The sequence below is a fragment of the Pseudomonas sp. LBUM1657 genome, assembly GCF_059716075.1.
Genome location: NZ_CP166799.1, coordinates 5,171,748 through 5,195,834, shown reverse-complemented (window position 1 = coordinate 5,195,834; position 24,087 = coordinate 5,171,748). Strand labels below are relative to the sequence as shown.

The 24,087-nt window shown below is 59.9% G+C and carries 20 protein-coding genes; 6 read left to right on the top strand and 14 right to left on the bottom strand.

The genetic code is table 11. From position 1 onward, the window contains the following. Positions 1-52 precede the first annotated feature (52 nt). The 7 genes from ACA055_RS24005 to ACA055_RS23975 form a co-directional block, all read right to left on the bottom strand. Positions 53-3,091, bottom strand: a complete 3,039-nt coding sequence (locus tag ACA055_RS24005) for a multidrug efflux RND transporter permease subunit (RefSeq protein WP_497680892.1) — start codon at positions 3,089-3,091, stop codon at positions 53-55. Positions 3,092-3,104: 13 nt separating this feature from the next. Beyond that, positions 3,105-4,253, bottom strand: coding sequence for an efflux RND transporter periplasmic adaptor subunit (locus ACA055_RS24000; protein ID WP_497680891.1), 1,149 nt, complete (start codon positions 4,251-4,253; stop codon positions 3,105-3,107). Between the two features lie 123 nt (positions 4,254-4,376). Then, the gene (locus ACA055_RS23995) at positions 4,377-5,474 is read right to left on the bottom strand and encodes a DUF1513 domain-containing protein (RefSeq protein WP_497680890.1); all 1,098 of its coding nucleotides are present in this window, start codon (positions 5,472-5,474) and stop codon (positions 4,377-4,379) included. Between the two features lie 14 nt (positions 5,475-5,488). Beyond that, positions 5,489-6,553, bottom strand: coding sequence for an imelysin family protein (locus ACA055_RS23990; protein ID WP_497680889.1), 1,065 nt, complete (start codon positions 6,551-6,553; stop codon positions 5,489-5,491). A gap of 27 nt (positions 6,554-6,580) precedes the next feature. Beyond that, entirely contained in the window at positions 6,581-8,008 is a 1,428-nt protein-coding gene (locus ACA055_RS23985) for a di-heme oxidoreductase family protein (protein ID WP_497680888.1), read from the bottom strand. A 187-nt stretch (positions 8,009-8,195) separates the two neighbouring features. Beyond that, complete coding sequence (locus tag ACA055_RS23980; protein WP_497680887.1) at positions 8,196-9,551, bottom strand: imelysin family protein; 1,356 nt, start codon at positions 9,549-9,551, stop codon at positions 8,196-8,198. 176 nt (positions 9,552-9,727) lie between these two features. Next, a complete protein-coding gene (locus tag ACA055_RS23975) occupies positions 9,728-11,779 on the bottom strand; it encodes a putative bifunctional diguanylate cyclase/phosphodiesterase (protein ID WP_497680886.1) in 2,052 nt (683 codons plus the stop codon). Between the two features lie 821 nt (positions 11,780-12,600). Between ACA055_RS23975 and ACA055_RS23970 the strand changes: the two genes are divergently transcribed. Continuing rightward, positions 12,601-12,864, top strand: coding sequence for a DUF6124 family protein (locus ACA055_RS23970; protein ID WP_497680885.1), 264 nt, complete (start codon positions 12,601-12,603; stop codon positions 12,862-12,864). A 226-nt stretch (positions 12,865-13,090) separates the two neighbouring features. On the opposite strand, the gene ACA055_RS23965 is transcribed toward ACA055_RS23970, so the two are convergent. The 3 genes from ACA055_RS23965 to ACA055_RS23955 form a co-directional block, all read right to left on the bottom strand. Then, positions 13,091-13,687 carry a superoxide dismutase gene (locus ACA055_RS23965; protein ID WP_497680884.1) on the bottom strand — a complete coding sequence of 199 codons (597 nt, stop codon included), beginning with the start codon at positions 13,685-13,687 and terminating at the stop codon, positions 13,091-13,093. Between the two features lie 176 nt (positions 13,688-13,863). After that, positions 13,864-14,466 (bottom strand): LysE/ArgO family amino acid transporter, encoded by a 603-nt coding sequence (locus ACA055_RS23960; RefSeq protein ID WP_497680883.1) that lies wholly within the window; start codon positions 14,464-14,466, stop codon positions 13,864-13,866. Between the two features lie 5 nt (positions 14,467-14,471). Further along, a complete protein-coding gene (locus ACA055_RS23955; protein WP_497680882.1) occupies positions 14,472-14,873 on the bottom strand; it encodes an ACT domain-containing protein in 402 nt (133 codons plus the stop codon). Positions 14,874-14,969: 96 nt separating this feature from the next. Here ACA055_RS23955 and ACA055_RS23950 point away from each other — a divergent pair, with 96 nt between their 5' ends. From ACA055_RS23950 to ACA055_RS23935, 4 genes are all read left to right on the top strand, one after another. Then, entirely contained in the window at positions 14,970-15,863 is an 894-nt protein-coding gene (locus tag ACA055_RS23950; protein WP_497680881.1) for a LysR family transcriptional regulator ArgP, read from the top strand. Between the two features lie 54 nt (positions 15,864-15,917). Further along, a complete protein-coding gene (locus ACA055_RS23945; protein WP_497680880.1) occupies positions 15,918-16,910 on the top strand; it encodes an NAD-dependent epimerase/dehydratase family protein in 993 nt (330 codons plus the stop codon). Positions 16,911-17,017: 107 nt separating this feature from the next. Beyond that, complete coding sequence (locus ACA055_RS23940) at positions 17,018-17,893, top strand: ATPase (RefSeq protein ID WP_497680879.1); 876 nt, start codon at positions 17,018-17,020, stop codon at positions 17,891-17,893. 90 nt (positions 17,894-17,983) lie between these two features. Then, complete coding sequence (locus tag ACA055_RS23935) at positions 17,984-18,832, top strand: cache domain-containing protein (RefSeq protein ID WP_497680878.1); 849 nt, start codon at positions 17,984-17,986, stop codon at positions 18,830-18,832. Between the two features lie 44 nt (positions 18,833-18,876). On the opposite strand, the gene ACA055_RS23930 is transcribed toward ACA055_RS23935, so the two are convergent. Then, complete coding sequence (locus ACA055_RS23930) at positions 18,877-20,394, bottom strand: MDR family MFS transporter (protein ID WP_497680877.1); 1,518 nt, start codon at positions 20,392-20,394, stop codon at positions 18,877-18,879. Positions 20,395-20,474: 80 nt separating this feature from the next. Then, positions 20,475-21,659, bottom strand: coding sequence for a 4-hydroxybenzoate 3-monooxygenase (pobA, locus tag ACA055_RS23925; protein ID WP_497684477.1), 1,185 nt, complete (start codon positions 21,657-21,659; stop codon positions 20,475-20,477). 187 nt (positions 21,660-21,846) lie between these two features. Here pobA and ACA055_RS23920 point away from each other — a divergent pair, with 187 nt between their 5' ends. Continuing rightward, positions 21,847-22,743: a helix-turn-helix domain-containing protein gene (locus ACA055_RS23920; protein WP_497680876.1), complete on the top strand. Its 897-nt coding sequence runs from the start codon at positions 21,847-21,849 to the stop codon at positions 22,741-22,743. 8 nt (positions 22,744-22,751) lie between these two features. Here the strand turns inward: ACA055_RS23920 and ACA055_RS23915 are convergent, their stop codons facing one another. Continuing rightward, positions 22,752-22,928 (bottom strand): hypothetical protein, encoded by a 177-nt coding sequence (locus ACA055_RS23915; RefSeq protein WP_497680875.1) that lies wholly within the window; start codon positions 22,926-22,928, stop codon positions 22,752-22,754. Between the two features lie 219 nt (positions 22,929-23,147). Next, positions 23,148-24,053 carry a LysR family transcriptional regulator gene (locus ACA055_RS23910; protein ID WP_497680874.1) on the bottom strand — a complete coding sequence of 302 codons (906 nt, stop codon included), beginning with the start codon at positions 24,051-24,053 and terminating at the stop codon, positions 23,148-23,150. Between the last annotated feature and the right edge of the window lie 34 nt (positions 24,054-24,087).

Here is a 24,087-nt window from a genome sequence, read left to right as displayed (position 1 = left end):
TAACTTCAAAATTCACGCGGTCAAAAGTGGGAGCAAGCCCGCTCCCACAGGTTCATCGATGATCTTCAGGTTTATCGGGTTTAGCCAGCAAGGTGTACACGCACGGCAATACGAATAACGTAAACAACGTCCCGATCGACATCCCCGTGGCGATCACCGTGCCGATGTCGAACCGGCTGACTGCACCCGCACCCGTGGCGATGATCAGCGGCACCATGCCGAACACCATCGCGGCGGTGGTCATCAGCACCGGGCGCAGACGAATGGCCGCCGCTTCCTCCACGGCCTCGCGCGGTGTCAGCCCTTTTTCCTTGCGCAACTGGTTGGCGAACTCGACGATCAGAATCCCGTGCTTGCTGATCAGCCCGATCAACGTCACCAGGCCGACCTGGGTGTAGATGTTCATGCTCGACCAGCCCAGGAACAACGGGATCAACGCGCCGCAGATTGACAGCGGCACGGTCACCAGAATCACCAGCGGATCGCGGAAGCTTTCGAACTGGGCCGCCAGCACCAGGAAAATGATCGCCAGTGCCAGGGCGAACGTGACCCACAGCGCACTGCCTTCCTGAACGTATTGCCGTGACGCACCGGCATAGTCGAAGGCATAACCCGCCGGGGCTTCTTCCCCGGCGATCAGGCGCACGGTGTCGATGGCTTCACCCATGCTGACCAGCGGCACCCCGGACAGGATCGCCGAGTTGAGCTGCTGGAACTGATTCAACTGGCGTGGCCGCGCTCGGTCGGTCACGGTGATCAGGGTCGACAAGGCCAGCAGTTCGCCCTGGGTGTTCTTGACGTAATAGTTGTTCAGCCAGTCGGGGTTATCCCGGAAAGGTCGCTCGACCTGAGCGATGACTTTGTAGCTGCGACCTTCAATGGTGAACCGGTTGATCTCCGCCTCGCCCAGCAACGTCGCCAGTGTTCCGCCCAGATCCTGCATCGAAACGCCCATCTGTGCAGCCTTGGCGCGATCGATATCCACCACTACTTCAGGCTTGTCGAAGGCCAGGTCGACGTCGACGAACGCGAACTTGCCGGATTCCATCGCGCGCTTTTTCACCCGGTCGACCACTTGCAGCAGCGACTCGTAATCGTTGGCGGAGTTGATGACGAACTGAAACGGCAAGCCCTCACCGGTGCCCGGCAGGGACGGCAGGTTGAAGCCGAAAATCTGCAGCCCCGGAATGCTCTCCAGTTTCGCCTGAACCTCGGGCAGGATCGCCATCTGGGTTCGGTCCCGGTCGTTCCACGGTTTGAGCAGGAAACCGCCGATCCCCGATTGCACGCCGTTGAAGCCATTGATCTGGAACGAAGAGTAGTACTCGGGAAACGCCTTGAAGATGGTGATGAACTCGTCGGTGTAGGCGTTCAGGTAGTCGAGGTTGGTCGGTTGCGGGGCGTTGGCTAGCATAAAGATAATGCCCTGGTCCTCATCCGGTGCCAGCTCCGCCTTGGTGAACTTGAGCAGCACCGGAATCAGGCACAGCACAATCACGGCGAACACCAGCACCACCGGCCGGGTGTTCAGCGTGCCGTGAAGCATGCTTTGGTAGCGGCGTTTGAGACCTTCGAAAATCACGTCCAGGCGATGGGCCAGGCCGGTAGGGTTTTCATCGTGACGCAACAGGAAGGCGCACATCATCGGCGACAGGGTCAGGGCGACGACGCCGGAAATCACCACCGCCCCGGCCAGGGTCAGGGCAAACTCCTTGAACAATGCCCCCGTCAGCCCCGTCAGGAAGCCGATCGGCGCATAGACCGCCGCCAGTGTGATGGTCATCGAAACCACCGGCATGGCGATTTCCCGTGCGCCCTCGATGGCCGCATCCAGCGGCGTCTTGCCTTCTTCGATGTGCCGATGGATGTTTTCCACGACCACGATGGCGTCATCCACCACCAGGCCGATGGCCAGGACCATCGCCAGCAGCGTCAACAGGTTGATCGAGTAACCCATCATCTGCATGAAGAACATCACGCCGATCATCGACAGCGGGATGGTGACCACCGGAATCACCACCGAACGCAGGGCGCCGAGAAACAGGAACACCACCACGATCACGATCAGCACCGCTTCGAACAGGGTTTTCACCACTTCGTCGATCGAGGCCTGGATGAACAGAGTGGCGTCGTAGGCGATTTCACCTTTGAGATTCGGCGGCAGCTGGGCTTCCAGGTCCGGCATGATCTTGCGCACTTCCTTGATCACGTCCAGCGGGTTGGCACCGGGCGTGGCCTTGATGCCGATGTACACCGACGGCGTGCCACCGAAAGAACTGATGGTGTCGTAGTTTTCCGCACCCATTTCCACCCGTGCGACATCGCTGAGCAGTACACGACTGTCGCCATCGACCTTGAGCGGAATCGCGGCAAAGGCCTCGGCGGATTTGAGCTCGGTGTTGGCGTTGATGCTGGTGACCACGTACTCGCCTTTCACTTCGCCGGCGGCGGAGAGGAAGTTGTACTGGCGCACCGCATCGGTCACGTCGCTGGCGCTCAGGCCGAAACCGGCGAGCTTGATCGGGTCCAGCCACAGGCGCATGGCGAATACCTGGTTGCCGAGAATCTCGGCTTCGGCCATGCCCGGCAGGGTCGCCAGTTTCGGCTGGATCACCCGCGACAGATAATCGGTAATCTGCGGGTTGTTCAGCTCCTTGCTGAAGAAACTGATGTACATCAGCGCCGAGGCGTCGGCGGCTTCCTTGCTCAGGACCGGGTCTTCGGCGTCCTGGGGCAGCTGGTTCTTGACCTCGTTGGCCTTGGCCAGCAACTCGGTGAACAAGCGGTCGCTGTTGGCGCCGATGCGCGCATAAATCGAGATCACCGAGAAGTTCTGACGACTGACCGAGGTCATGTAGTCGATGCCCTCGGCGCTCGCCAGGCTCTGTTGCATCGGTTGGGTGATGTAGCCCTGGATGGTTTCGGCGTTGGCCCCGGGATAAGCGGTGGTCACCGTGATCAGGGCGTTTTCCATTTGTGGATATTGGCGCAGCGGCAACTTGCTCCAGGCCTGGAAACCCAGCAGCACAATCAACAGGCTGACCACGGTGGCGAGCACCGGGCGGCGGATGAACGGGTCGGTAAAAGCCATGGGGATTCCTTGATCAGTCCGCGCGCGGCGGACTGCTCTTCTCGGCTAAAGTCTTGTCTTCGCTGATGGCAATGTGTGCGCCGTTATCCAGTTTGATCTGGCCGGCCGTGACCACTTTTTCGCCGTTCTGCACGCCTTTGGTAATCACCACCACCCCGTCGCGTCGCTCGCCGGTTTCGATGAAGCGCCGTTCGGCGATCAGGATCGGTTGGCCCTTGTCGTTTTTTTCGACGCTGCCGTCTTCGGCTTTTTTCTGCGCGACGACGTAGAGCGAGTTGCCGTAAAGGGTGTAGGTGATCGCGCTTTCCGGCACGACGATGCGTGGCTGCGGGTCTGGCAACATCACTTGCAGGTTGGCAAACATCCCCGGTAGCAGTTTGCTGTCGGGGTTGGCCAGGGTGGCGCGCACCAGCACGTTACGGGTGGTGTCCTCGACTTTCGGGTTGATTGCGCTGATGGTGCCGGGGAAGTTTTGCGTCGGGTAGGCCGAGACAATGACCTGCACCGGCTGGCCGATCGCGAGCTTCGGCACCGACTGCTCGGGCACATAGAAGTCGACATAGAGACTGCTGAGGTCTTGCAGGGTGGCGATCATGGTGCCGCTGGCGAGGTAGTCGCCGACGTCCACCTGACGAATGCCGATGGTGCCGCTGAACGGCGCGACGATGCGTTTTTTCGCCAAGGATGCCTTGAGCTGATTGACTGTGGCTTTGTTCTTTTGCAGTTGCGCCGAGAGGCGGTCGAATTCGCCTTTGGATATCGCCCGGCTGCCCACCAGTTGCGCGCCGCGGCCGTAATCCAGCTGGGCCAGCCCGAGGTCCGCCTGAGCGGTTTCCAGCAGGGCGCTTTCGACGTCGCTATCGAGTTGCAGCAGCGGTTGTCCGGCTTTGACTTTCTGCCCTGACTGGAACTGCACATCCGTGACGGTGCCCGCGATCTCCAGGCTCAGGTCGACGCCTTGCAGCGCGGTGAGTGTGCCGACTGTCGGCAGGCGCGCTTGCCACGGCTGTTCGGAGGCCGTAGCCACGGCCACATTGATCGGCGGTTTCGGCGCGGAGAAGCCCTGAATCATCGTGTAGATGGAGAAGGCTTTGTAACCGGCCAGGACCAGCACGATCAGCAGAACAACACCCAACATGATCAGCATGCGGCGGCGCAGCATATTTCCACTTCCTTGGAGAAAATCAGGTGACAGGCGGGCACATTACTCCGAGTGGGAGGGTGATTCCAACTGACACTTCTTGCAGGCAGACCCTGCGCCGAAATCGACGCAGGGAAGGGAAGGTCAGATCAAATGAAGATGGTTGTCCCAGAGACCTGCCGGAAGCTCCAGGGGTTTTGCAACCAAATCTGTCTGACGACAATCGTAAAACCGGCAACGCCCCTGACCCGACGTCACGACAAAACCATCGGCCACCGCCCCGACGCCGGCGCAATCGGGAAGCGGCGCATCCAGGCGCACTTCACCGCTGTCCAGGTCCCAGATGAAAAAACGGTTGCCCCGAGGCGCCGTCAACGCGACCAGGCGCAGCTCGCTGTGCACCGCGACGCTGGCGGTGTAATGCCCCATGGCCTGTAGTTGATGCTCGGGCACGGGAAAGGCTACGAACGGTAGGCCTGGCCGCTTGATCGCAAGCAGCTCCGAAGACTCATGAGACGGCCCCATGAACTGTTGACCGGCAACGATGGTGCCATCGCTGGCGATCCCCAGGTGACGCACGCTGTTCATCTGTTGGGCCAGGGTTTCCTTACTCAGCAGGGTGCCGTCGCGTTGCATCAGGACCAGGCTCGGTTCCATGGCGTTGAGGTTCATTTCGACCCGGCTTTCGGCCTCGGTGCGAATCCCGCCGTTGGCCACCACCAGGGTTTCGCCATCGGGCATCCACGACACCTGATGCGGGCCAACGCCGTGGGTGGGGATCTCGCCGCTGTGGATAAGTCGCTCACCGTCGAACTTATACACACCCAGCAAGCCACGACCCGGATCGGAAGTGTCGTTCTCGGTGGCGTACAGCCAGTCACCGCCCTTGTGAATTACCGCGTGCCCGTAGAAATGCCGGTTCGGCTGCGAGACCACGGTTTGCAGCAGCGAGCCGTCGCGCAGGTCGATCAGGTAGCTTTCGGTGCCCGGACGCCGGGCAACGAACAGCGCGATCGGCAGCGTCGGGTGGTTGATGATGTCGTGGCAACGCTGGCCGACCTGGGTGGCGAACACCCGGGTGCCGTCCAGCCGATAACCGACGGCGTAGTGTTTGCCGTCGGTATCGTCCCGCGCCGAGAGCAGCAGTGGGCTCTTGTCCTTCTGCTTGAACAGCGTCCAGCCGCCCAGTGTCACCGCACCCAGCAGCAAACTACCTAACGTCAGAGCCTGGCGTCGCAGCATGGCACTCGCCCTCATCAGTCACCGTCGTTGGCGTTGAAGCCCAGTTGAATGCCCAGCGCCTTGGCCAGTTCGCCTTCGTGCAGGCGGTGGACGACGTTGAGGCTGTCGTAGATAGCGTTGAGTTGCTGGCGCCCGGCATCATCATTGAGCATTTCGGTCAGCGAGCGCTGGTTGCTGGCAAACAGCTTCAGCGACGCGGCATAAGCGGCGTCGATCTTGTCGGCCAACGGCTTCTGCTCGCTCGGCAAGAGGCCGCGCAGGCCTTTGTTGTCGACGCCTTCCCACACCGTTTTGGCAGCAGCGAGGCTGGCTTCGAGGCCGGCCAGGGACGACTGGCTACGCCAGGCATCGGCCTGGAACGGTTGCGGCACACCCTTGCTCTGACGGCCCATTGGCGTGCCGAGTTTTTTCTTCAAGCTGTCGAGGGCGGTAACTTGCACGCGCAACAGATCGGCGATGGCTTCGTGGGAATCGGCGTAGCGCTGGTTCGGAAACTTGCTCATCTGCGCGAGCATGCCGTCGGTGTTGTTCCAGCTTTTCAGAATGTCTTCGGCCAACAGTTTCTGCCGCTCGCCAATGGCCTTGAGCAACGGGCAGTACTTGGCTTTCTGTGCGTCGTTGGCCACGTCAGGCTTGCTGTCGAACAGGATGTATTCGTAGGCCGAGAGACCTTGAACCACGACGCTGGACTTGGCCAGGCCGGCGGCATCGATCTGCGGCTGCGCGGTCACCAGTTGCTCGACCTGACGACCGACGAGGTTTTTCTTGTCCGGCCAGAACTGCACCTGCCAGGCTCGATTGCCTTCGGCCAGCGGCCCGATCAGCAAAGGCTGCAACTCGGCCCAGGCTTTTTGCGCGTGTAGGAAATCGGCGCGGGCGGTGTCCAGGTTTTCCTTGCCTTCGCAGTAGGCGAGGGCGCTGACGGCCAATTGGCGATCGGCTTCAACCCAGCGCGTGTAGGTCGGCAGGATCACCGATTTGGCGATGGCCGCCGAGGTGACGGCCTGCGGATCCTGCGGCGAACAGGCGCCCAAGGCTAGCGCGGCAAGGCTGGTGAATAACAATTTGGGACGGAACATGTCGGGCTCCCGCTGATGAAAGGGGTATTAAAGGGAATTCAAAAACGCCAGCAACGCAGCACGCTGCTCGGCATTGAAAGACAAAACTTGTTGTTGCGCCGCCTTCGCCTCGCCGCCGTGCCAAAGCACGGCTTCGAGTAGATTGCGAGCACGGCCGTCATGCAAAAACTGGGTGTGGCCACTGACCGCCTGCGTCAAGCCGATGCCCCACAACGGCGGGGTGCGCCAGTCGCGGCCACTGGCCTGGAATTCTGTGCGGTTGTCCGCCAGACCGTCGCCCATGTCATGCAGAAGCAGATCGCTGTAAGGGCGAATCACTTGATTGGCCAGTTCAGGTTCGGCGGCATTGGCAGCGGTGGTGTATTTCGGGGTGTGGCAGGACTGGCAACCGGCCTGGAAAAACAGATTCTTGCCGGCCAGCACTTCAGGCGTACCGACATCGCGGCGGGCCGGTACGGCGAGGTTACGGCTGTAGAACAGCACCAGGCGCAGGATGTTATCGCTGACTTCCGGCTCGCCATCCGGGCCGTTGCCGTTGGGCGCCTGCTTGCAATCGGTTTGCGCGTCGCTGCAGTCATCAACCGGCCTGAGGTGGGTGGTCAGGCCCATATCACCGGAAAACGCGTGAACATTCTGCTGATTGAGGTTCGGTTGCCCGGCCTTCCAGCCAAACCGGCCGAGGACGGTTTTCTGCTGGGCGTCATCCCAGACCTGATTCGGGCGTCCGGCGATGCCCTTGTTATCTTTTTCCTGAGCGTCGGCGTTGGCCAGGATCGCCTCGTCCGGGATGGCTTCGAGCAGGCCCAGGCCGATCATTGGCGGTGCAATGCGGGCCGAGAAACGGGTGTCGGGGTGCATCGGGCCATAGCCCAACTGGGTGATATTCAAGCGAGGTTTGCGCAACTCGACTTCAGTGCCGTCCTTGAAGCGGATCGGCACCGGGGTGTAGTCGACGCGCACTTTGCCTTCCGGAGCGACGCCGGGCACGGCCATGTCCTGGAACTGTCCGCCATAGACCGGTTCGGGCACCACGCCGAGCTGCTCGATGACCTTGGCATACGCCGGTGCATCGGGGATTGACAGGCGCACCAGCATCGACACGGCATTCGGCGCATCAGGCGTCGGCGGATGACCGCGACCGTCCTTGATGTGGCAGTTCTGGCAGGCGTTGGTATTGAACAGCGGTCCGAGGCCATCCCGGGCGGTGGTGGTCGACGGGGCGATCACCCAGGGGCTGCGGAAGAAACTGTTGCCGACACTGAAATCCACGCGCCGCGATGGGGGCAGGTTGGCGGATGGCAGGGAGAATGAGTTCTGATCGGTCTTGCGTACCGTCGCGCTGCCACCGGACCGGGCTTCACCGGGTTCGGCCTGGGTAAAACGTGGGGCGTCATCGCAGGCACTCAGGCCCAGGGCCAGAAACAGTGCGGACAAGCGAAGAGGCAGCGAGGGCATCAGACATCCTGCAAGACGAGCAAAACAAAGGCGCAAAGTCTAACAGGGCAGGGGAGATTGAATAAGAGGAATTATCGTTTGGTTGATGTGGGGCAGGTTTAGCCTGGCCGACGATCTCCTGTGGGAGTTCGGCCCAACAAAAAAGGCGACCCGAAGGTCGCCTCTTTCGTCACTCAGCCAGCGTTGATCAGAACTCGTGATCAGCGTTGTCCGGGTTCAGGTCGCTGATGCCCAGTTTGCCGGCAGCCGCTTCGATCGAACCGGTCTGCTTGACCAGGGAGGCGATGGCGTCACGAACGATCTGGTTGCCAGCGGTGTTGCCGGCCGCGATCAGTTGATCGTAGTGCTCACCCTTGTTGGCGTGATCGACGATGACCTGCATTTTGGCTTCGGTTGCAGCCAGGTCGGCTTTCAGCGCGGTGTCGGCAGCCGGGTCGGCTTTGGCCACCAGGGACGACAGGCTGGCGCCGGTCATTTTGGTGCCGTCGACGCGGGTGTATTCGCCCAGGTAAACGTTACGAACGCCTTTGGCATCGTAGAACTGCGAGTTGTGGGTGTTGTCGCTGAAGCAGTCGTGTTCGTCTTCCGGGGAGTTGGCTTCCAGGGAAACCTTCATGCGCTCGCCCGCCAATTCGCCCAAGGACAGGCTGCCCATGCCGAACAGCATTTTGCGCAGGCCGGTTTCAGCCGGTTCCGCTTCCAGGGTGGCGCGGTAGTTGTCGGCCACGTTCGGCTTCCAGTTACCGACCATTTCTTCCAGGTCGTTGACCAGCAGTTGGGTCACGGACTTCAGGTAAGCGCGACGGCGATCGTTGTGACCGCCGGTGGCGCCTTTGCCTTCCAGGTAGTCGGACACCGGGCGGTTGCCGGCGCCAGGGCCGGTGCCGTTCAGGTCCTGGCCCCAGAGCAGGAATTCGATGGCGTGGTAGCCGGTGGCGACGTTGGCCTCGGAACCACCCAGCTCATTCAGGCTGGCGAGTTTTTCCGGGGTGATGTCTTTCACGTCGATCTTGTCTTCGCCGACCTGAACCTGAGTGTTGGCGATGATGTTGGCGGTGGCGCCCGGGTTACCCAGTGCGTGCTCGTAGGATTTGTCGACGTAGTCGATCAGGCCTTCGTCCAGGGGCCAGGCGTTCACCTGACCTTCCCAGTCGTCGATGATGGTGTTGCCGAAGCGGAACACTTCGCTCTGCAAGTAAGGAACGCGGGCTGCGACCCAGGCAGCCTTGGCGGCTTTCAGGGTGTCGGCGTTCGGCTTGGCCAGGAAGGCGTCGACGGCGGTTTGCAGGGTTTTCGCGGTGGATTCGGCATCGCTGTAAACGGCGAAGACGATGTCGGCGTAATGCGCGACAACGGCTTTGGCAGCGGCTTCGTCGACTTTACTGGCAGCGGCAGGTGCCGTGGCAGGCGCAGCCGGAGTAGCAGTGCTGGCGGCCGGTGTAGGCGTTTGCGGAGCGGCAGCCTTGTCTTTGCCTTCGCCGCAACCGGCGAGGGAAATAGCGATGGCCAGCAGACTGGCGGTAGCCAGAGGCATACGAATCATGGCGAACATCCTGCTTCGGTGATTGATTGGACAGGCGCGGGGTGCGCAAAACTGCGACATAATGCAAATCTTTCGCATTATGTGTAAAGAGTTGTACCTGTAAATATTTCTTATTCACGGTACGTGACTGTAGCAGCTGGCGAAGCCTGCGCCAGAGGCTAAACGGGCACGCCAGATCAGTGAATGGCCGCGCTACTGCGCTGGGCCTGCTTCAGATAGGCACTCAATTCCCGTGCCGGTAGCGGTTTGCTGTAGAGGTAACCCTGACCTTCGTGGCAGCCTTCGGAGATGATGTAAGCTTCTTGCTCCGGGGTTTCCACGCCCTCGGCAATCACCTGCATGCCAAGGCTCTTGCCCAGCTGGATGATGGCCCGGACGATGGTCGCATCGTCGTCGTCATCGAGCAGGTCCTGAACGAAACTCTTGTCGATCTTGATCTTGTCCAGGGGCAGGCTTTTCAGGTAGCTCAGGGACGAATAACCGGTCCCGAAATCGTCGATAGCGATCAACGCACCGGACCGGCGCAGGCTCAGCAAGTGCTGAGCGGCGGTGCTGATGTCTTCCATCAGGCCGGTTTCAGTGACTTCCAGCTCCAGGCTGCGCGGAGGCAGGCGGTACATCTGCAGCAGGTTATTGACCACCCGAGGCAGCTCGGCGTGGTGCAGCTGTACGGTGGACAGGTTCACCGCCATGCGCAGGTCGACGAAACCCTGATCATGCCAGTCGCGCAATTGCTTGCACGCCTGATCCAGCACCCATTCACCGATGGCGATGATGGTGCCGTTCTGTTCGGCCAGCGGGATGAACAGGTCTGGCGGAACCAGGCCATGTTCCGGATGTTGCCAGCGAATCAACGCCTCGACGCCCACCACCCGGTTATCGCGGTAGCTGATCTGCGGTTGATAAACGAGAAAGAACTGGTCACGGGTCAGGGCATCACGCAGGTCTTTTTCCAGTTCACGCCGGCGGCGCATTTCGGTGTCGACGCTGGCGATATAGAACTGATAGCGGTTGCGCGAGCGTGTCTTGGCCAGGGTCATGGTCTGCTCGGCTTTTTGCAGCAGCTTTTCGGTGCTGTCACCGTCTTCGGGGAACAGGGTGATGCCGATGGTGGCGCGCAGGCGAATTTCTTGATGATCGAGGGCAAACGCCGCTTCCAGGTCATCGAGAATGCTTTGGGCCAGTTCGGCCGCTTCGTAGGGTTGTTCAATGTCGGCCTGAACCAGCGCGAACTGGTCGCCGCCGAGGCGGGCGAGGGCGCCGAGGCGACCGCTGTGGGCCCGCAAACGATCGGCCAGGGCCAGTAGCAGTTGGTCGCCGGTCTGGTAGCTGAACTGTTCGTTGATGCCCTTGAAGTCATCAAGGCCGACCACCAATACCGCGACCCGTCGTTGCAGTTTGCCGGCGTCGACGAGGATTTTGTCCAGCTGTTGCTGCAACTGCTGGCGGTTCGGCAGACCGGTAAGGAAATCGTACTGGGCCATGCGCAGCAGGCTGTTTTCCGCTTCGTGGCGCAGATGAGTGTTGCGCTCGATGGACTCGAGCAACTGGTTGGCGGTGTTGATCCAGATGCCTAGTTCGTTTTTTTCGTGGCCCTTGAGCAGCGGAATCTTGTGTTCGCTGGGGCGGTCCGGATTGATTTCCGTCAGGTGCTCGATGATCCGCGACAGCGGTTTAGTCAAAAGCCAGTGATAGACCAGGTACAGCACCAGCCCCATGGCGAGGGCGCGCAACACGCCGGAGATGAAGATAATGACCGAACTGACGATAAAACCCTGGCCGTAGGTGGCGGTATCGAGGGTGATGCTCAGATCGCCGTAGTACTCGCTGTAAGGACCGCGACCCACCAGTTGAGTGGTGAAGGTGCGTTCCTTGCCGAGGATCAGATCGGTCAGCCAGCGACTGCTTGAATGCTGCAACTCGCGAGACTTTTGCGCGAGCATCGCTTCGTTGGGATGGCCAATGGAGGCCTGGCGCACGGCGTCGTCCTGAAACAGGCCTTCGATCACCTGCATACCCATTTCCCGGTCCAGGCTGTAGACCGCCTGGGTCGAGGGATCGCGGAACATGTCGAGGATGCGCTCGGCGTCGCTGGCCACGGCCTGGCGTGTTTTATAGGCATCAAAAACGATCTGCGCGCAGCTCAAGACCACGCCGACGATCAATGCCGACAGGAGCACGACCCGGAGCAACTTCACCGACAAGCTGTTCTTGAGTTCCAGCTTCAAAGAGTCATTCCTTGTTCCGTGCGGGTAGCATCAAGTTGCCATGAGTATTGGCAATCCGGTGATGGCAGTCAAAGGGACAATCAATCACAGGGGAATTTGCCTGTGGGCTTGGCCGATATGCTGTTGTTTGGAGTAATTGCCCTATTAGTACTGTGTCGGTTGTCGAGTCCTTCAACTTGAGGGGGATTTGGACATATTTTCCATTTGGTTGATGGTAGACGGCTGTGGCGTTGGGGCAAGGGGTTGAATGCTGGTTTCATTGTGGGAAATTGCCCCAGTTTTTTCGGATGTATGCGTTTTAACTGTGGGAGCGGGCTTGCTCGCGAAGGCGTCCTGATAGACGACCTGATTTAGACATGTGTACTCGATTTACTGTGGGAGCTGGCTTGCCTGCGAAGGCGACCTGACAGCCGACCAATCCCTTTCCACTACCCCCAACTGATCATTTCCACGCTCCCGCCTGGGAATGCCGCCAGAGACGTCCGCGTTCCACTTTTGCGTGTTTATACAATGTGTAAATCGCCAGACGTTTCCCACGCAGTTTTCAGGTTGTCCGTCGGAAGCGGGCTGAATAACCTTTGGCTGTCGCTGAACCTCAGCGATCGGGTGTGAGAACCCGGCAACTTATGGTCATACAGAGCCCGTACACGCATAATTGCGGCCAGCTTATCCTGTCGTAAATGCGTTATGGCGGCTGTGTGCGGGCAGACTTTTGTCTGGCCCGGGTGTCCATGACCGGTTTCTCACCCCGCACATAGCTGCCACCTCTCCACCGCGTGAGAACGGTAAGTGGTAGCCCTCAACGCGTGAGGAATTGTTCCATGGATAAATTAATCCCAGACCCACCCTTCAACACCACCAAACCCCATCACACCACCCCCATGTTCATGATCGCCCCCGACATGGATACCGAAAGTCTCCTCGCCCACGCCTGTGAGTCATTGGCTTCAGCCAGTGTCATGGCCAGTGATTTCGCCACCTATCTGACCGGCCCTCAGCGCAGCACGGCGCTGGCCATTGCGCAGATCGTTATGTTGGCGGAGCTGGCAGTGAACCGCGCGCTGGATAACGTTGATCCGCAGTAGTCAGCAGGCTAACCGCGTTATCGTTCTTCGCGAGCAAGCCCGCTCCCACATTAGATCTGCAGTGATCACAGAATTGTGTGCGACGCGGATCAAGTGTGGGAGCGGGCTTGCTCGCGAAGACGGCCGGACAATCGACTGATTTTTTATGGCTGTACCCGCTTCCCGGATTTTCCCGCGTCCATAAAAAACCCCGGCATAAAGCCGGGGTTTTTGTCTGGCATCGAGCTTAAGCGGTGAAGGTTTTGCCTTCGAACTGCTCAGCCACGAATTTCCAGTTGACCAGGTTCCAGAACGCTTCGACGTACTTCGGACGCAGGTTGCGATAGTCGATGTAGTAAGCGTGTTCCCAGACGTCGCAGGTCAGCAGCGGGGTGTCGCCGCTGGTCAGCGGGTTGCCGGCGCCGATGGTGCTGGCCAGGGCCAGGGAACCGTCAGCCTTTTTCACCAGCCAGCCCCAACCGGAACCGAAGGTGCCGATGGAAGTCTTGCTGAACTCTTCCTTGAACTTGTCGAACGAACCGAAAGCCGTGTTGATGGCTTCAGCCAGTGCGCCGGTTGGTTGACCGCCGGCGTTTGGCGCCAGGCAGTTCCAGTAGAAAGTGTGGTTCCAGACCTGAGCGGCGTTGTTGAAGATACCGCCCGAGGAAGTCTTGACGATTTCTTCCAGAGTCTTGCCTTCGAACTCGGTGCCTGGCACCAGGTTGTTCAGGTTCACGACGTAGGTGTTGTGGTGCTTGTCGTGGTGGTATTCCAGAGTTTCCTTGGAAATGTGCGGCTGCAGGGCATCGTGTGCGTACGGCAGCGGCGGCAATTCGAAAGCCATGATGATTCTCCTAATCAGGTCAGTTGCGGTGAGCGCAAGGCCGATCACGGGCGGCCAAACAAGCGCCGGGGAGTTTGTACTCTTTGCGGCGCAGGGTTCGGATCATAGCACCGGGGGTGCGGCATAACCACGCAACAACTGTGTGGAATAGAGGTTCCAGAGCCTTTTGGAATAAATCAGCCGCTGGTGATTAGTTGAGCCGCCACAGTGAACATCATCACCGCCACCAACAGATCAAGAATTCGCCAGGTACTCGGGCGAGCAAGCCACGGCGCGAGCCACGCCGCACCGAGCGCCAGGGTGAAAAACCACAGCAACGAAGCACTCGCCGCGCCCACTACATAGGCGCCGGGCTCGGTTTGTTGCGCGCCAAGAGAGCCGATCAACAAAACGGTGTCCAGATAGACATGCGGGTTGAGCAACGTCACCGCCAGTGCGCTGAGCATCACCGCCCGCAGCGAGCGTACGGTCTGGTTTTCACCCTGTTGCAGACTTTGTTTCGAACAGGCCCGACGCAACGCCAGGCTGCCGTACCACAGCAGAAACGCCGCGCCACCCCAACGGGCGATGGCCAGCAATGTGGGGTTTTGCGCCAGCACGGTCGCCAGGCCGAACACGCCGGCGGCCACCAGTAGCGCATCGCAAGTCACGCAGAGTGCCGCCACTGGCAGATGGTGTTCGCGCCGCAGACTTTGAGCCAGCACAAATGCATTTTGAGTACCGATCGCCATGATCAGCCCCGCGGCCACTAGCAGGCCATTCACATAGCTTTGCCACATAGTAATTACTCCGCGTTGGCTGCCAGGTCGCGCAGTACTTGCATGGCGCGTTCTGCATCGGCTTGGCCGACGAATAAATGGTCGTGGTAATAGCCGGCGATCACGTTGCAGCTGATGCCGGCCTGGCCCAATGCCGTGGCGAATGCGGCGGTCAGGCCGACGGCTTCGAGGGCTGAGTGCACGTTCAAGGTGATCCAGGCGGCGACGTAATCGAAACTGAAACCGGCCTTATCGGCGTGGGATCGTTCCAGAATGACCGTCAGACCTTCTTGCTCGCGGAAGCTGCCGACAATCTCAAGACCCGCCGGCAACTGACCATCGCGCAGGGTGCAGAACACGTATTCGCCGGCGTTGAGCTGCGGGCTCATGCTGCGCAGCAGGGTTGTCAATGAGGTTTCGCCAGCCATGTCGGTGATCCTTGTTCAAGAGTTCTTGCTGGCCATTCTCCGGTGTCAGGCTGTATAAGAAAAACCAATCATGCTGATCGCTCATTAGGAAAACTGATGTTCGACTATAAATTACTTTCTGCCTTGGCCGCCGTGGTCGAGCAGGCCGGATTCGAGCGCGCGGCGCAGGTGCTGGGGTTGTCGCAATCAGCGATTTCCCAACGCATCAAGTTGCTGGAGGCGCGGGTCGGTCAGCCAGTGCTGGTGCGGGTTACACCGCCAGCCCCAACGGAAATCGGCCGACGCCTGCTCAACCATGTGCAGCAGGTGCGTTTGCTTGAACGCGATTTGCAAACCCTGGTGCCGGCGCTGGACGAAGAAGGCCTGCCGGAGCGTCTGCGTATCGCCCTGAATGCCGATAGCCTCGCTACCTGGTGGGCTGTGGCAGTGGGCGACTTTTGCGCGGAGCAGCATCTGTTGCTGGACCTGGTGGTCGAAGACCAGACCGTCGGCCTCAAACGCATGCGCGCCGGTGAAGTGGCAGCGTGCGTTTGCGCCAGTGAACGCCCGGTGGCCGGTGCGCGCAGCGTGTTGCTGGGGGCCATGCGTTATCGGGCGTTGGCCAGTCCGGCGTTTATTGCCCGGCATTTTCCTCACGGTGTGCGCGCCGATCAGTTGTCGAAAACCCCCGCGCTGGTCTTTGGCCCGGATGATTTCCTACAGCATCGCTACCTCGCGTCTCTCGGCGTCGATGGCGGTTTCGAGCACCATTTATGCCCATCGTCCGAAGGCTTTATCCGTCTCACGGAAGCGGGTCTTGGTTGGGGACTGGTGCCTGAATTGCAGGTGCGCGAACAACTGGAACGCGGCGTATTGGTGGAGCTTTTGCCAGATAAGCCGATCGATGTGCCGCTGTACTGGCATCATTGGCGCAATGGCGGTCAGCTGTTGGGTTTACTCACCGATCAATTGGTGCGCTCGTCGAAGCAATGGCTGGTGCCGTTGGACTGACGGGCAGCGTCAAGACCTCACGAAATACGCAAAACGAAATATTCGGAGCAATTCATGAAGATTCTGGTTACCGGCGCAAGCGGCTTCATCGGCGGGCGCTTTGCGCGTTTCGCCCTGGAGCAGGGCCTGGACGTGCGGGTCAACGGTCGCCGGGCCGAGAGCGTGGAGCATCTGGTGCGCCGTGGCGCCGAGTTCATTCAGGGGGACTTGAGCGACCCGCAACTGGCGCGCGATTTGTGTTCCGACGTCGAGGCGGTGGTCCATTGCGCCGGTGCCGTCGGCTTGTGGGGGCGTTATCAGGACTTTCATCAAGGCAACGTCCAGGTCACCGAAAACGTGGTCGAAGCCTGCCTGAAACAGCGGGTCCGGCGACTGGTGCACTTGTCGTCGCCCTCGATCTACTTCGATGGCCGCGATCATCTGGGGTTGACCGAAGAACAGGTGCCCAAGCGCTTCAAGCATCCCTACGCCGCGACCAAATACCTGGCCGAGCAAAAGGTGTTCGGCGCCCAGGAATTCGGCCTCGAGACCTTGGCCCTGCGCCCGCGTTTCGTGACGGGCGCCGGCGACATGAGCATCTTCCCGCGCCTGTTGAGGATGCAGCGCAAGGGACGGCTGGCAATAATCGGTAACGGTTTGAACAAGGTCGATTTCACAAGCGTGCAAAACCTCAACGAAGCGTTGCTCAGCAGTTTGCTGGCCAGCGGTTCGGCCTTGGGCAAGGCCTACAACATCAGTAACGGTGCGCCGATTCCGTTGTGGGACGTGGTTAATTACGTCATGCGCAAGATGGATGTCCCACAGGTGACACGTCACCGTTCTTACGGTCTGGCCTACACCGTCGCGGCGCTCAACGAAGGGGTGTGCAAGCTGTGGCCAGGCCGTCCCGAGCCGACGCTGTCGCGACTGGGCATGCAGGTCATGAACAAAAATTTCACCCTGGACATCAGCCGAGCCCGGCATTATCTGGACTACGATCCGAAAGTCAGCATCTGGACGGCCCTCGATGAATTCTGCGGCTGGTGGAAGGCTCAGGACATTCACTGACAGCCCCCGGCACTGAACGGAGTTCGGGGTTCAGGGTCAATCGATGCGGCAGTGGGGTTTATACTCGCCGCATCACGCCATCACCGCGTTCCACAAAGGTTGACTCAATGTCCATGCGTAACGATGCCAACGACGATTTCGACGATGTACCGAGCCTGCGTGCCGACAGCCTCGACGACGATGATTTTGTGCCTGCTGCTCGCACCCCTGTGCATTCGCGGACCGCTCCGGTGGCCAAGGTCAAAGGCCCGAGCACCGGCCCTCTGTGGGCGCTGGTCGGCGCCTTGTTCTTTGCCTTCGCCGGCCTTGCCTGGTGGAGTTTTCAGCAGATTTCGCTGATGGAACAGCAACTGGTGGCGACCCAAGAAAGTTTCGCGCGTATCAGTGAGGAAGCGGCGGGGCGTTTGCAGGACATTTCCGGCAAGGTGGTCGCCAGCCAGACCAACGTCACCAGCGGCAGCGAAGCCCTGAAGCTGCAAATCAAACAGCTGGAAAGCAAACTCCAGGATCAGAGCAAGCAGCAGCAAGGTGTTGTCGGCCAGGCTTCGGAACTGGACAAGCGTCTGGCGCAAATGACCGCGCAGACCACCGATCTGGACAAACGCCTGACGCAGATGACCACCCAGAACACTGAACATCAGACTGCCAACACGCAATTGCAGGCGCAGGTCAAAGAGTTGAACAGTGAATTGGCCGCGCTGAAAAACGCTCCGGCCGACACCAGCAAAGTCGACGCGCAGTTGAAAAGTCTCGGCGCCGACATCGCTGCGCTAAAGAAACAAGGCAACCCGAATGCAGCCATCGAGAGCCTGGAACAGGACTTGATTGTGCTCAAAAGCCAACAGGACAACCGTCCGGCCGCCACTCAAGGCGCCACCAACACCGCCGAGTTCGACGCCTTCCGCGCTCAGGTCACCCGCAACATCAACACCCTTCAGGCGCAGATTCAGAATCTGCAGCAGCAGTTGCGCGCACGACCGTAAGAATCGGTTACAGAGCGCTTCCCTGAATACTCGTACATATCCCCAAGCCGTCTACGCTCTTGAAACACCGAAAAGAACGAGGGATGCGCAATGGGGGTTCTGCATAAGTTGGCCTGGCTGGGCGCGATGCTGTTGCTGTGTCTGGGTCAGGCGCAAGCCGCCGGGACGGAAAAGGATGACAGCAAGGCCGCCATCGCCTTGCTGGAAAAGGCCCTGGCCTACTATCACGACAATGGCGACAAAGCCTTCGCGGCATTCAGTCGCCAGGGCGAATTTGTCGACAAGGATCGTTATGTCTTCGTGGTCGACACCAAGGGTGTGATGCTTGCCAGCGGCGGACCGTCCTCGGCGCTGATTGGCCGGGATGTGTCCGACGTACTCGGGCCGGACTTGCAGAAAGCCTTCAAGAATGCCTTGAAAGTGCCCGAGGGCAACGGCATTCAGCAGGCGGAATATCGCTGGCAGAACTGGTCCGACGGCAAGGTCGAGCGCAAGCATGTGTTCTATCAGCGTATCGGCGAACGGATTCTGGCGGTCGGTTACTACCTGCCACGAGCTTCGGCGGAGCAGGCGATGGCCTTGCTGAACAAAGCGGCGACGGATCTGGCGAAGGACGAGAAGGGCACCCTCACGGCGATCAATTCCCTCAAGGGCGGATATTTGCAGGATGACCTGTATGTGTTCGTCGTCGATCTGGACACCCAGCGTTATGTCGCTCACGGCACCAACTTGCGATTGATCAATACCGATTTCGGCAAGATCAAGGACCCGGAAGGCAAGCCGGTGGGTGAGCCGATCCTGGCATTGATCAGCAAGCAGGATTACGGCGAATACGAATACCGCTGGAAAAACCCGGTGACCGGGAAGGTCGAAGACAAGCATGCCTATCTGAAAAAGGTCGGGCATTTTCTGGTGGCTGTCGGGTATTACAGCCCTTGATTCGTAGTGACTGACAGGCCGCATTCGCGAGCAACTCGGTCCAACTATCGAACCTTGTCCTCCCGCCCCCGCAACAACATATTCGGCATGGCAATCGCCGCCGCCAGCCCCAGCAACGACACCGCCGCGCTGACCATCAACAAATGCCGGAACGTCAGCAGCAGCTCCGCCCGCAAGGCGTTCTGCGCATCTCCCGGTGCCGCGTTCAAACCGTCCAGCAAGACATTCCCCGAACTGCCCTCGCCAATCATCGAAGAGCCGGCCAGGTGAGCGAAACTCGAATCCTGCAGCAACGCCAGCAGCAGCGCCGACATCAACGCCACACCCACTGCGCCGCCCAGCGAACGGAACAGGTTGGTGGTGCTGGTGGCGACACCGATGTCCCGTTGATGCACCGAGTTCTGCGTTCCCACCAACGAGGTCGGGAACTGCATGCCGGAGGCGATCCCACTGAGCACCATGAACACACTGCTGAACAAAAATGCCTGAGGCGGACTGAACGCCATCCCGAGAATCGAGATCGGCATGAGCACGGCGCCGGTCAGGATCATTGGCTTGTAGCGACCGGTCACCGAGGTTCGGCGTCCGGCGAAATACGCACCGATCGGCAAGCCCATGGCCAGCGGCAACAGGTGCAGCGCGGCGCTGTCGGCCCCGGCGCCGGTCACGCTCTGGAAGCGCAATGGCATCAGCACGATCAGCGAGATCGCCTGGAAACTGGTGAAGAAAATCGTGCACCAGCACAGGATCGCATTGCGGTTGGCGAACAGGTGCATCGGCAGCAGGGGCTCCCGCGTCCGGCGCTCATGCCAGACGAACAGCCCCAGCCCCACCACTGCACAACCGAGCAGGCCCAGCACTTCGACGCTGTGCCACGAATGTCCCTGACCCACCTCGGTTATGCCCAGCAGCAACGCGGTCAAACCGATGATCATCAACAACGTGCCGAAGTAATCGATGATCGGTTTACGCTGCGGCACCGGCAATCCCACCAGCGTGCGACTGGCCACCAGCCAGGCACCGAGCCCCAGCGGCAGGTTTATCAGAAATACCCAGCGCCACGACAGATACTCGGTCATGTAACCGCCGAGCACCGGGCCGGCCACGCTGGCGACCGCGTACATGCTGCTGAAATAGCCTTGATAGCGGCCGCGCTCCCGGGGCGGCACGATGTCGCCGATGATCGCCTGGCTGACCGAAATCATCCCGCCCGCACCGATGCCCTGAAAAATCCGTGCGAGCACTAACTGCTCCATGCTCTGGGCCATGCCGCAGAACAACGAAGCAAGCGTGAACAACCCCATGCCGAACAGCATCAACTTGCGCCGACCGTACAGATCGCCCAGCTTGCCGTAGATCGGCACTGCCACGGTCATCGCCACCATGTAGCCGGAAATCACCCAGGCCAGCAGGCTGACATCTTTGAACTGCGCGGAAATGGCCGGCATCGACACCGCGACAATGGTCTGGTCCAGCGCGCCGAGAAAGATCGCCAGCATCAGGGCAATCAGCACGCTGCGAATGGCCGGTTTGGGCGTTTCAGGCTGGCTGAGATTGGTCACGGGTTAAAACCTGCGGACAGAAATTGACCCGCAAGGAGCAAGGCGAGCGGGAATACTCGCCAGTGTAAGTCGATAGGAAGCTATTCGATAGCCTCATATGGAAGGCCGACGTAATTTTCGGCAATGGTTTTTCGGCCGGCCTCGGAGTCGACGAAGTACGCCAATTCCGACTCGGCGATGCGCTGACTGAAGGCGTCATGATCATCGAAGCGGTGCAGCATCGAGGTCATCCACCAGGAAAATCGCTCGGCTTTCCAGACCCGGCGCAGGCAGACCTCAGAGTATTTTTCCAGCAAATCCACACGCCCCTCGCGGTAAACCTTCAGCAGGATGTTGAACAGCGTGCTGACGTCACTGGCCGCCAGGTTCAGGCCTTTGGCACCGGTGGGCGGGACGATGTGCGCGGCGTCACCAACCAGAAACATCCGCCCGTACTGCATTGGTTCGACCACGAAACTGCGCAGCGGCGCGATGCTTTTTTCGATGGACGGCCCGGTCACCAGTTTTTCAGCCAACGCTTCTGGCAGGCGGGATTTGAGTTCATCCCAGAAACGTTGATCGGACCAGTTTTCGACCTGCTCACCGGCTGACACCTGAAGGTAATAACGAGAGCGAGTTGCCGAACGCATGCTGCACAGGGCAAAACCGCGCTCATGGCGGGCGTAGACCAACTCTTCATGCACTGGCGGAGTGTCGACAAGAATCCCGAGCCAACCGAACGGATAGACCCGCTCGAACACCTTCAGGCATTCGTCGGGAATCGACTGCCGCGCCACGCCATGGAAACCGTCGCAACCGGCGATGTAGTCGCAATCGAGCCGCCACGTCTCGCCATCCTGTTCGAATGTCACGAAAGCTTCGTCGGTTTTCATGCCGTGGGGCACGACGTTGTTCGCTTGATAAATCGTCTTGGCACCGGCGACCTGACGAGCGGCCATCAGGTCGCGGGTGACCTCGGTCTGCCCGTAGATCATCACGGTTTTGCCATCGGTCAGGGCTTGCAGGTCGATGTGCACCTGACGCCCGTCCAAAGCCAGTTCGAAGCCACCATGCACCAGCCCTTCGGCGTCCATGCGCTGGCCCACCCCGGCCTGACGCAGCAGCTCTACCATGCCTTGTTCGAGGACACCGGCACGGATTCGACCGAGCACATAGTCCGGGGTCTGGCGTTCGAGAATGAGGGTATCGATGCCGGCGTTGTGCAGCAGCTGGCCAAGCAATAAACCGGAAGGGCCGGCACCGATAATCGCGACTTGAGTTTTCAGCGTTTTCATTGTTTTTATGACTCGCAAGCGCCACGCGACCAAGGCCGGTGAATGATTTTTATGGATCGAGTGCTTGCATTTTTCACTTGCGAGTCTGTCAATTGAAGGTGAAAACTGAGCCGATACCTGTACATTCTGCCAATCGGTGCGATTATCGCCCGCTACCCCTGAGGCCTGGATTGAAGTGATGAACAAGCCTGACTTGCCTTCGATTCCAGTGTTCAAGCTCTACGGTGAAAGCCTGGACTGGCCGACCCCCGACTTGCTGCACTGTGAAACCATTTCCCAACGCAGCCGCGAACATCAATGGGAAATCAAACCCCATCGTCACGCTGATTTGTGCCAGTTGCTCTTCGTATTCAAAGGTCAGGCAGAGCTTGAAATCGAAGGCAAACGCACGCAAATGACCGAGCCGGCGATTCAGGTCTTGCCGCCCTTGTCAGTCCACGGCTTTCGGTTTTCCGAGGACGTGGAGGGTTTTGTGGTGACCCTGGCCGCACCGCTGATTGCCCATCTGCAGGCGCAACTGGGGCATTCGGTAAGTGCCCTGGCCCATGCCGAGAGCTATCCGGCGGGCAAGGACGGCGAGTACCTCAACAGTCTGTTTGCCGCGCTGCAAAACGAATACACCGGCCATCAACCGGCGCGGGAAATGCTCATGCATTCGCTGGTCAGCGTGATCATGGTCTGGGTCAGCCGTCAGGTGATTCAGCGCCGTTCCTCCAGTCAGCGTCCGCAGCGCGCCCGGGAATACCTCAACGGTTTTATTCAGTTGGTGGAGGAGACCTACCGCCAGCACGTCAAGGTCGAGGACCTGGCCCATCGGCTGGGGATTTCCGTGTCTCACCTCAACGGCACGTGCCGTGAGCTGGCGGGACAACCGGCGTTGCAGATCATGCACGAGCGGCAATTGCTGGAAGCCAAGCGCTTGCTGACTTACACCAGCATGACCATTTATGAAATGTCCGATGTGTTGGGCTTCTCCGATCCGACCAACTTCACGCGTCTGTTCCGGCGTCGAGTGGGGATCTCGCCCAAGGCTTTTCGCGACCGCTTGAAGGCCGATCAGGACAACGAGGCCTGATCCCTTCGTTACCGGAGGGCGTTGAGGGTCGCGTTGTGGGGAATGCAGCGTTCGAAGTTGCAGCTCGCGTATTCGCGGGGCGATTGTCGCAATTGCTCGACACGCCAGGCTGCGGTGCCATACAACGCGAGCGTGGCCGCGCAGGTGATGAAAATCGCGAGGTATCTTTTTGTTTTGATGTTCATGGCGTTGACCTCTGAACGAATACCCTTCGGTACTCCTTTGAGCATAGGTCAGCGCCGGTGAGTTGCCAGCAAAGCGGCTTTTGCATGTAACCCGGTATTCAGAACACTGATATCCCCATTGTGAGAGCTGGCTTGCTCGCGAATGCGGTTTAGCATCCAGCATTGATGCAAGCTGACCCACCGCCTTCGCGAGCAAGCCCGCTCCCACAGTCGTTCCGGTTACAGGCCGATATCCCAGGCGGGTTCTTCGGGAAATCTGAGTACCAGAAAATCCAGCATGCTGCGCAGCGCAGCCGGCATGTGTTTGCGTGAGGCATACACCGCGTACACGTTCATCTGCCGGGGTTCGGCCTGGGACAGCAGGCGGATCAGCTCGCCGCTGTGGATGTGCACGCCGGCCTGATAGCTGGGCAGCATCGCCACACCTGCGCCGGCCATCGTTGCGCGCAGCAGCGTGCTGGCTTCGTTGGCACTGATGTTGCCTTGCACCGGCACCGAGACCGGCTCGCCGTCCTGCTCGAAATGCCAGAGACTTTTGCCGAAGTAGGAATGGGTCAGGCAATTGTGCTGGCTCAGGTCCTCGACCCGCAGCGGCGTCGGATGTTCGCGCAAGTAAGCGGGGGAGGCGCAGATCACCGAGCGGCAGACGGTCAGTCGGCGGGCGATCAGGTTCGGGTCCAGGTCATTGCTGGTGCGAATCGCCAGATCGATGCGCTCATCCACCAGGTTCACCGTGCGGTCGAGCATCTGCATGTCGATGCTGACGCCGGGATAGCGTTTGACGTAAGCCGCCATGGCATCGGCCAGCTGCGCCTGGCCGAACGACGTGCTGACGCTGATCCGCAACAGCCCGCGTGGTGCTTCGTCCGGTTCGCTGACGGCGGCCTGCATGTCGGTGGAGAGGTCGAGCATCTGCCGACAGCGGGGCAGGATTTCGCTGCCAGCGGCAGTCAGACTCAACTTGCGCGTGGTGCGGTGCATCAGGCGCGCGCCGACCCAGTCTTCCAGCTCCGCCAGATAGCGGGAAACCACCGGGCGCGACAGGTCCAGGTGATCAGCGGCGGCCGATTGGCTGCCGAGGTCGACCACCGAGACGAACACCCGCATTGCTTGTAGACGATCCATGATTTGCCCGATTTCAGAAACAAACTATGTTCCA

Bases quoted from the DNA above. Each gene is read 5' to 3' on its own strand.
- ACA055_RS24005 (WP_497680892.1), bottom strand. From the start codon at position 3,091: ATGGCTTTTACCGACCCGTTCATCCGCCGCCCGGTGCTCGCCACCGTG.
- ACA055_RS24000 (WP_497680891.1), bottom strand. From the start codon at position 4,253: ATGCTGCGCCGCCGCATGCTGATCATGTTGGGTGTTGTTCTGCTGATC.
- ACA055_RS23995 (WP_497680890.1), bottom strand. From the start codon at position 5,474: ATGCTGCGACGCCAGGCTCTGACGTTAGGTAGTTTGCTGCTGGGTGCG.
- ACA055_RS23990 (WP_497680889.1), bottom strand. From the start codon at position 6,553: ATGTTCCGTCCCAAATTGTTATTCACCAGCCTTGCCGCGCTAGCCTTG.
- ACA055_RS23985 (WP_497680888.1), bottom strand. From the start codon at position 8,008: ATGCCCTCGCTGCCTCTTCGCTTGTCCGCACTGTTTCTGGCCCTGGGC.
- ACA055_RS23980 (WP_497680887.1), bottom strand. From the start codon at position 9,551: ATGATTCGTATGCCTCTGGCTACCGCCAGTCTGCTGGCCATCGCTATT.
- ACA055_RS23970 (WP_497680885.1), top strand. From the start codon at position 12,601: ATGGATAAATTAATCCCAGACCCACCCTTCAACACCACCAAACCCCAT.
- ACA055_RS23965 (WP_497680884.1), bottom strand. From the start codon at position 13,687: ATGGCTTTCGAATTGCCGCCGCTGCCGTACGCACACGATGCCCTGCAG.
- ACA055_RS23960 (WP_497680883.1), bottom strand. From the start codon at position 14,466: ATGTGGCAAAGCTATGTGAATGGCCTGCTAGTGGCCGCGGGGCTGATC.
- ACA055_RS23955 (WP_497680882.1), bottom strand. From the start codon at position 14,873: ATGGCTGGCGAAACCTCATTGACAACCCTGCTGCGCAGCATGAGCCCG.
- ACA055_RS23950 (WP_497680881.1), top strand. From the start codon at position 14,970: ATGTTCGACTATAAATTACTTTCTGCCTTGGCCGCCGTGGTCGAGCAG.
- ACA055_RS23945 (WP_497680880.1), top strand. From the start codon at position 15,918: ATGAAGATTCTGGTTACCGGCGCAAGCGGCTTCATCGGCGGGCGCTTT.
- ACA055_RS23940 (WP_497680879.1), top strand. From the start codon at position 17,018: ATGTCCATGCGTAACGATGCCAACGACGATTTCGACGATGTACCGAGC.
- ACA055_RS23935 (WP_497680878.1), top strand. From the start codon at position 17,984: ATGGGGGTTCTGCATAAGTTGGCCTGGCTGGGCGCGATGCTGTTGCTG.
- ACA055_RS23920 (WP_497680876.1), top strand. From the start codon at position 21,847: ATGAACAAGCCTGACTTGCCTTCGATTCCAGTGTTCAAGCTCTACGGT.
- ACA055_RS23915 (WP_497680875.1), bottom strand. From the start codon at position 22,928: ATGAACATCAAAACAAAAAGATACCTCGCGATTTTCATCACCTGCGCG.
- ACA055_RS23910 (WP_497680874.1), bottom strand. From the start codon at position 24,053: ATGGATCGTCTACAAGCAATGCGGGTGTTCGTCTCGGTGGTCGACCTC.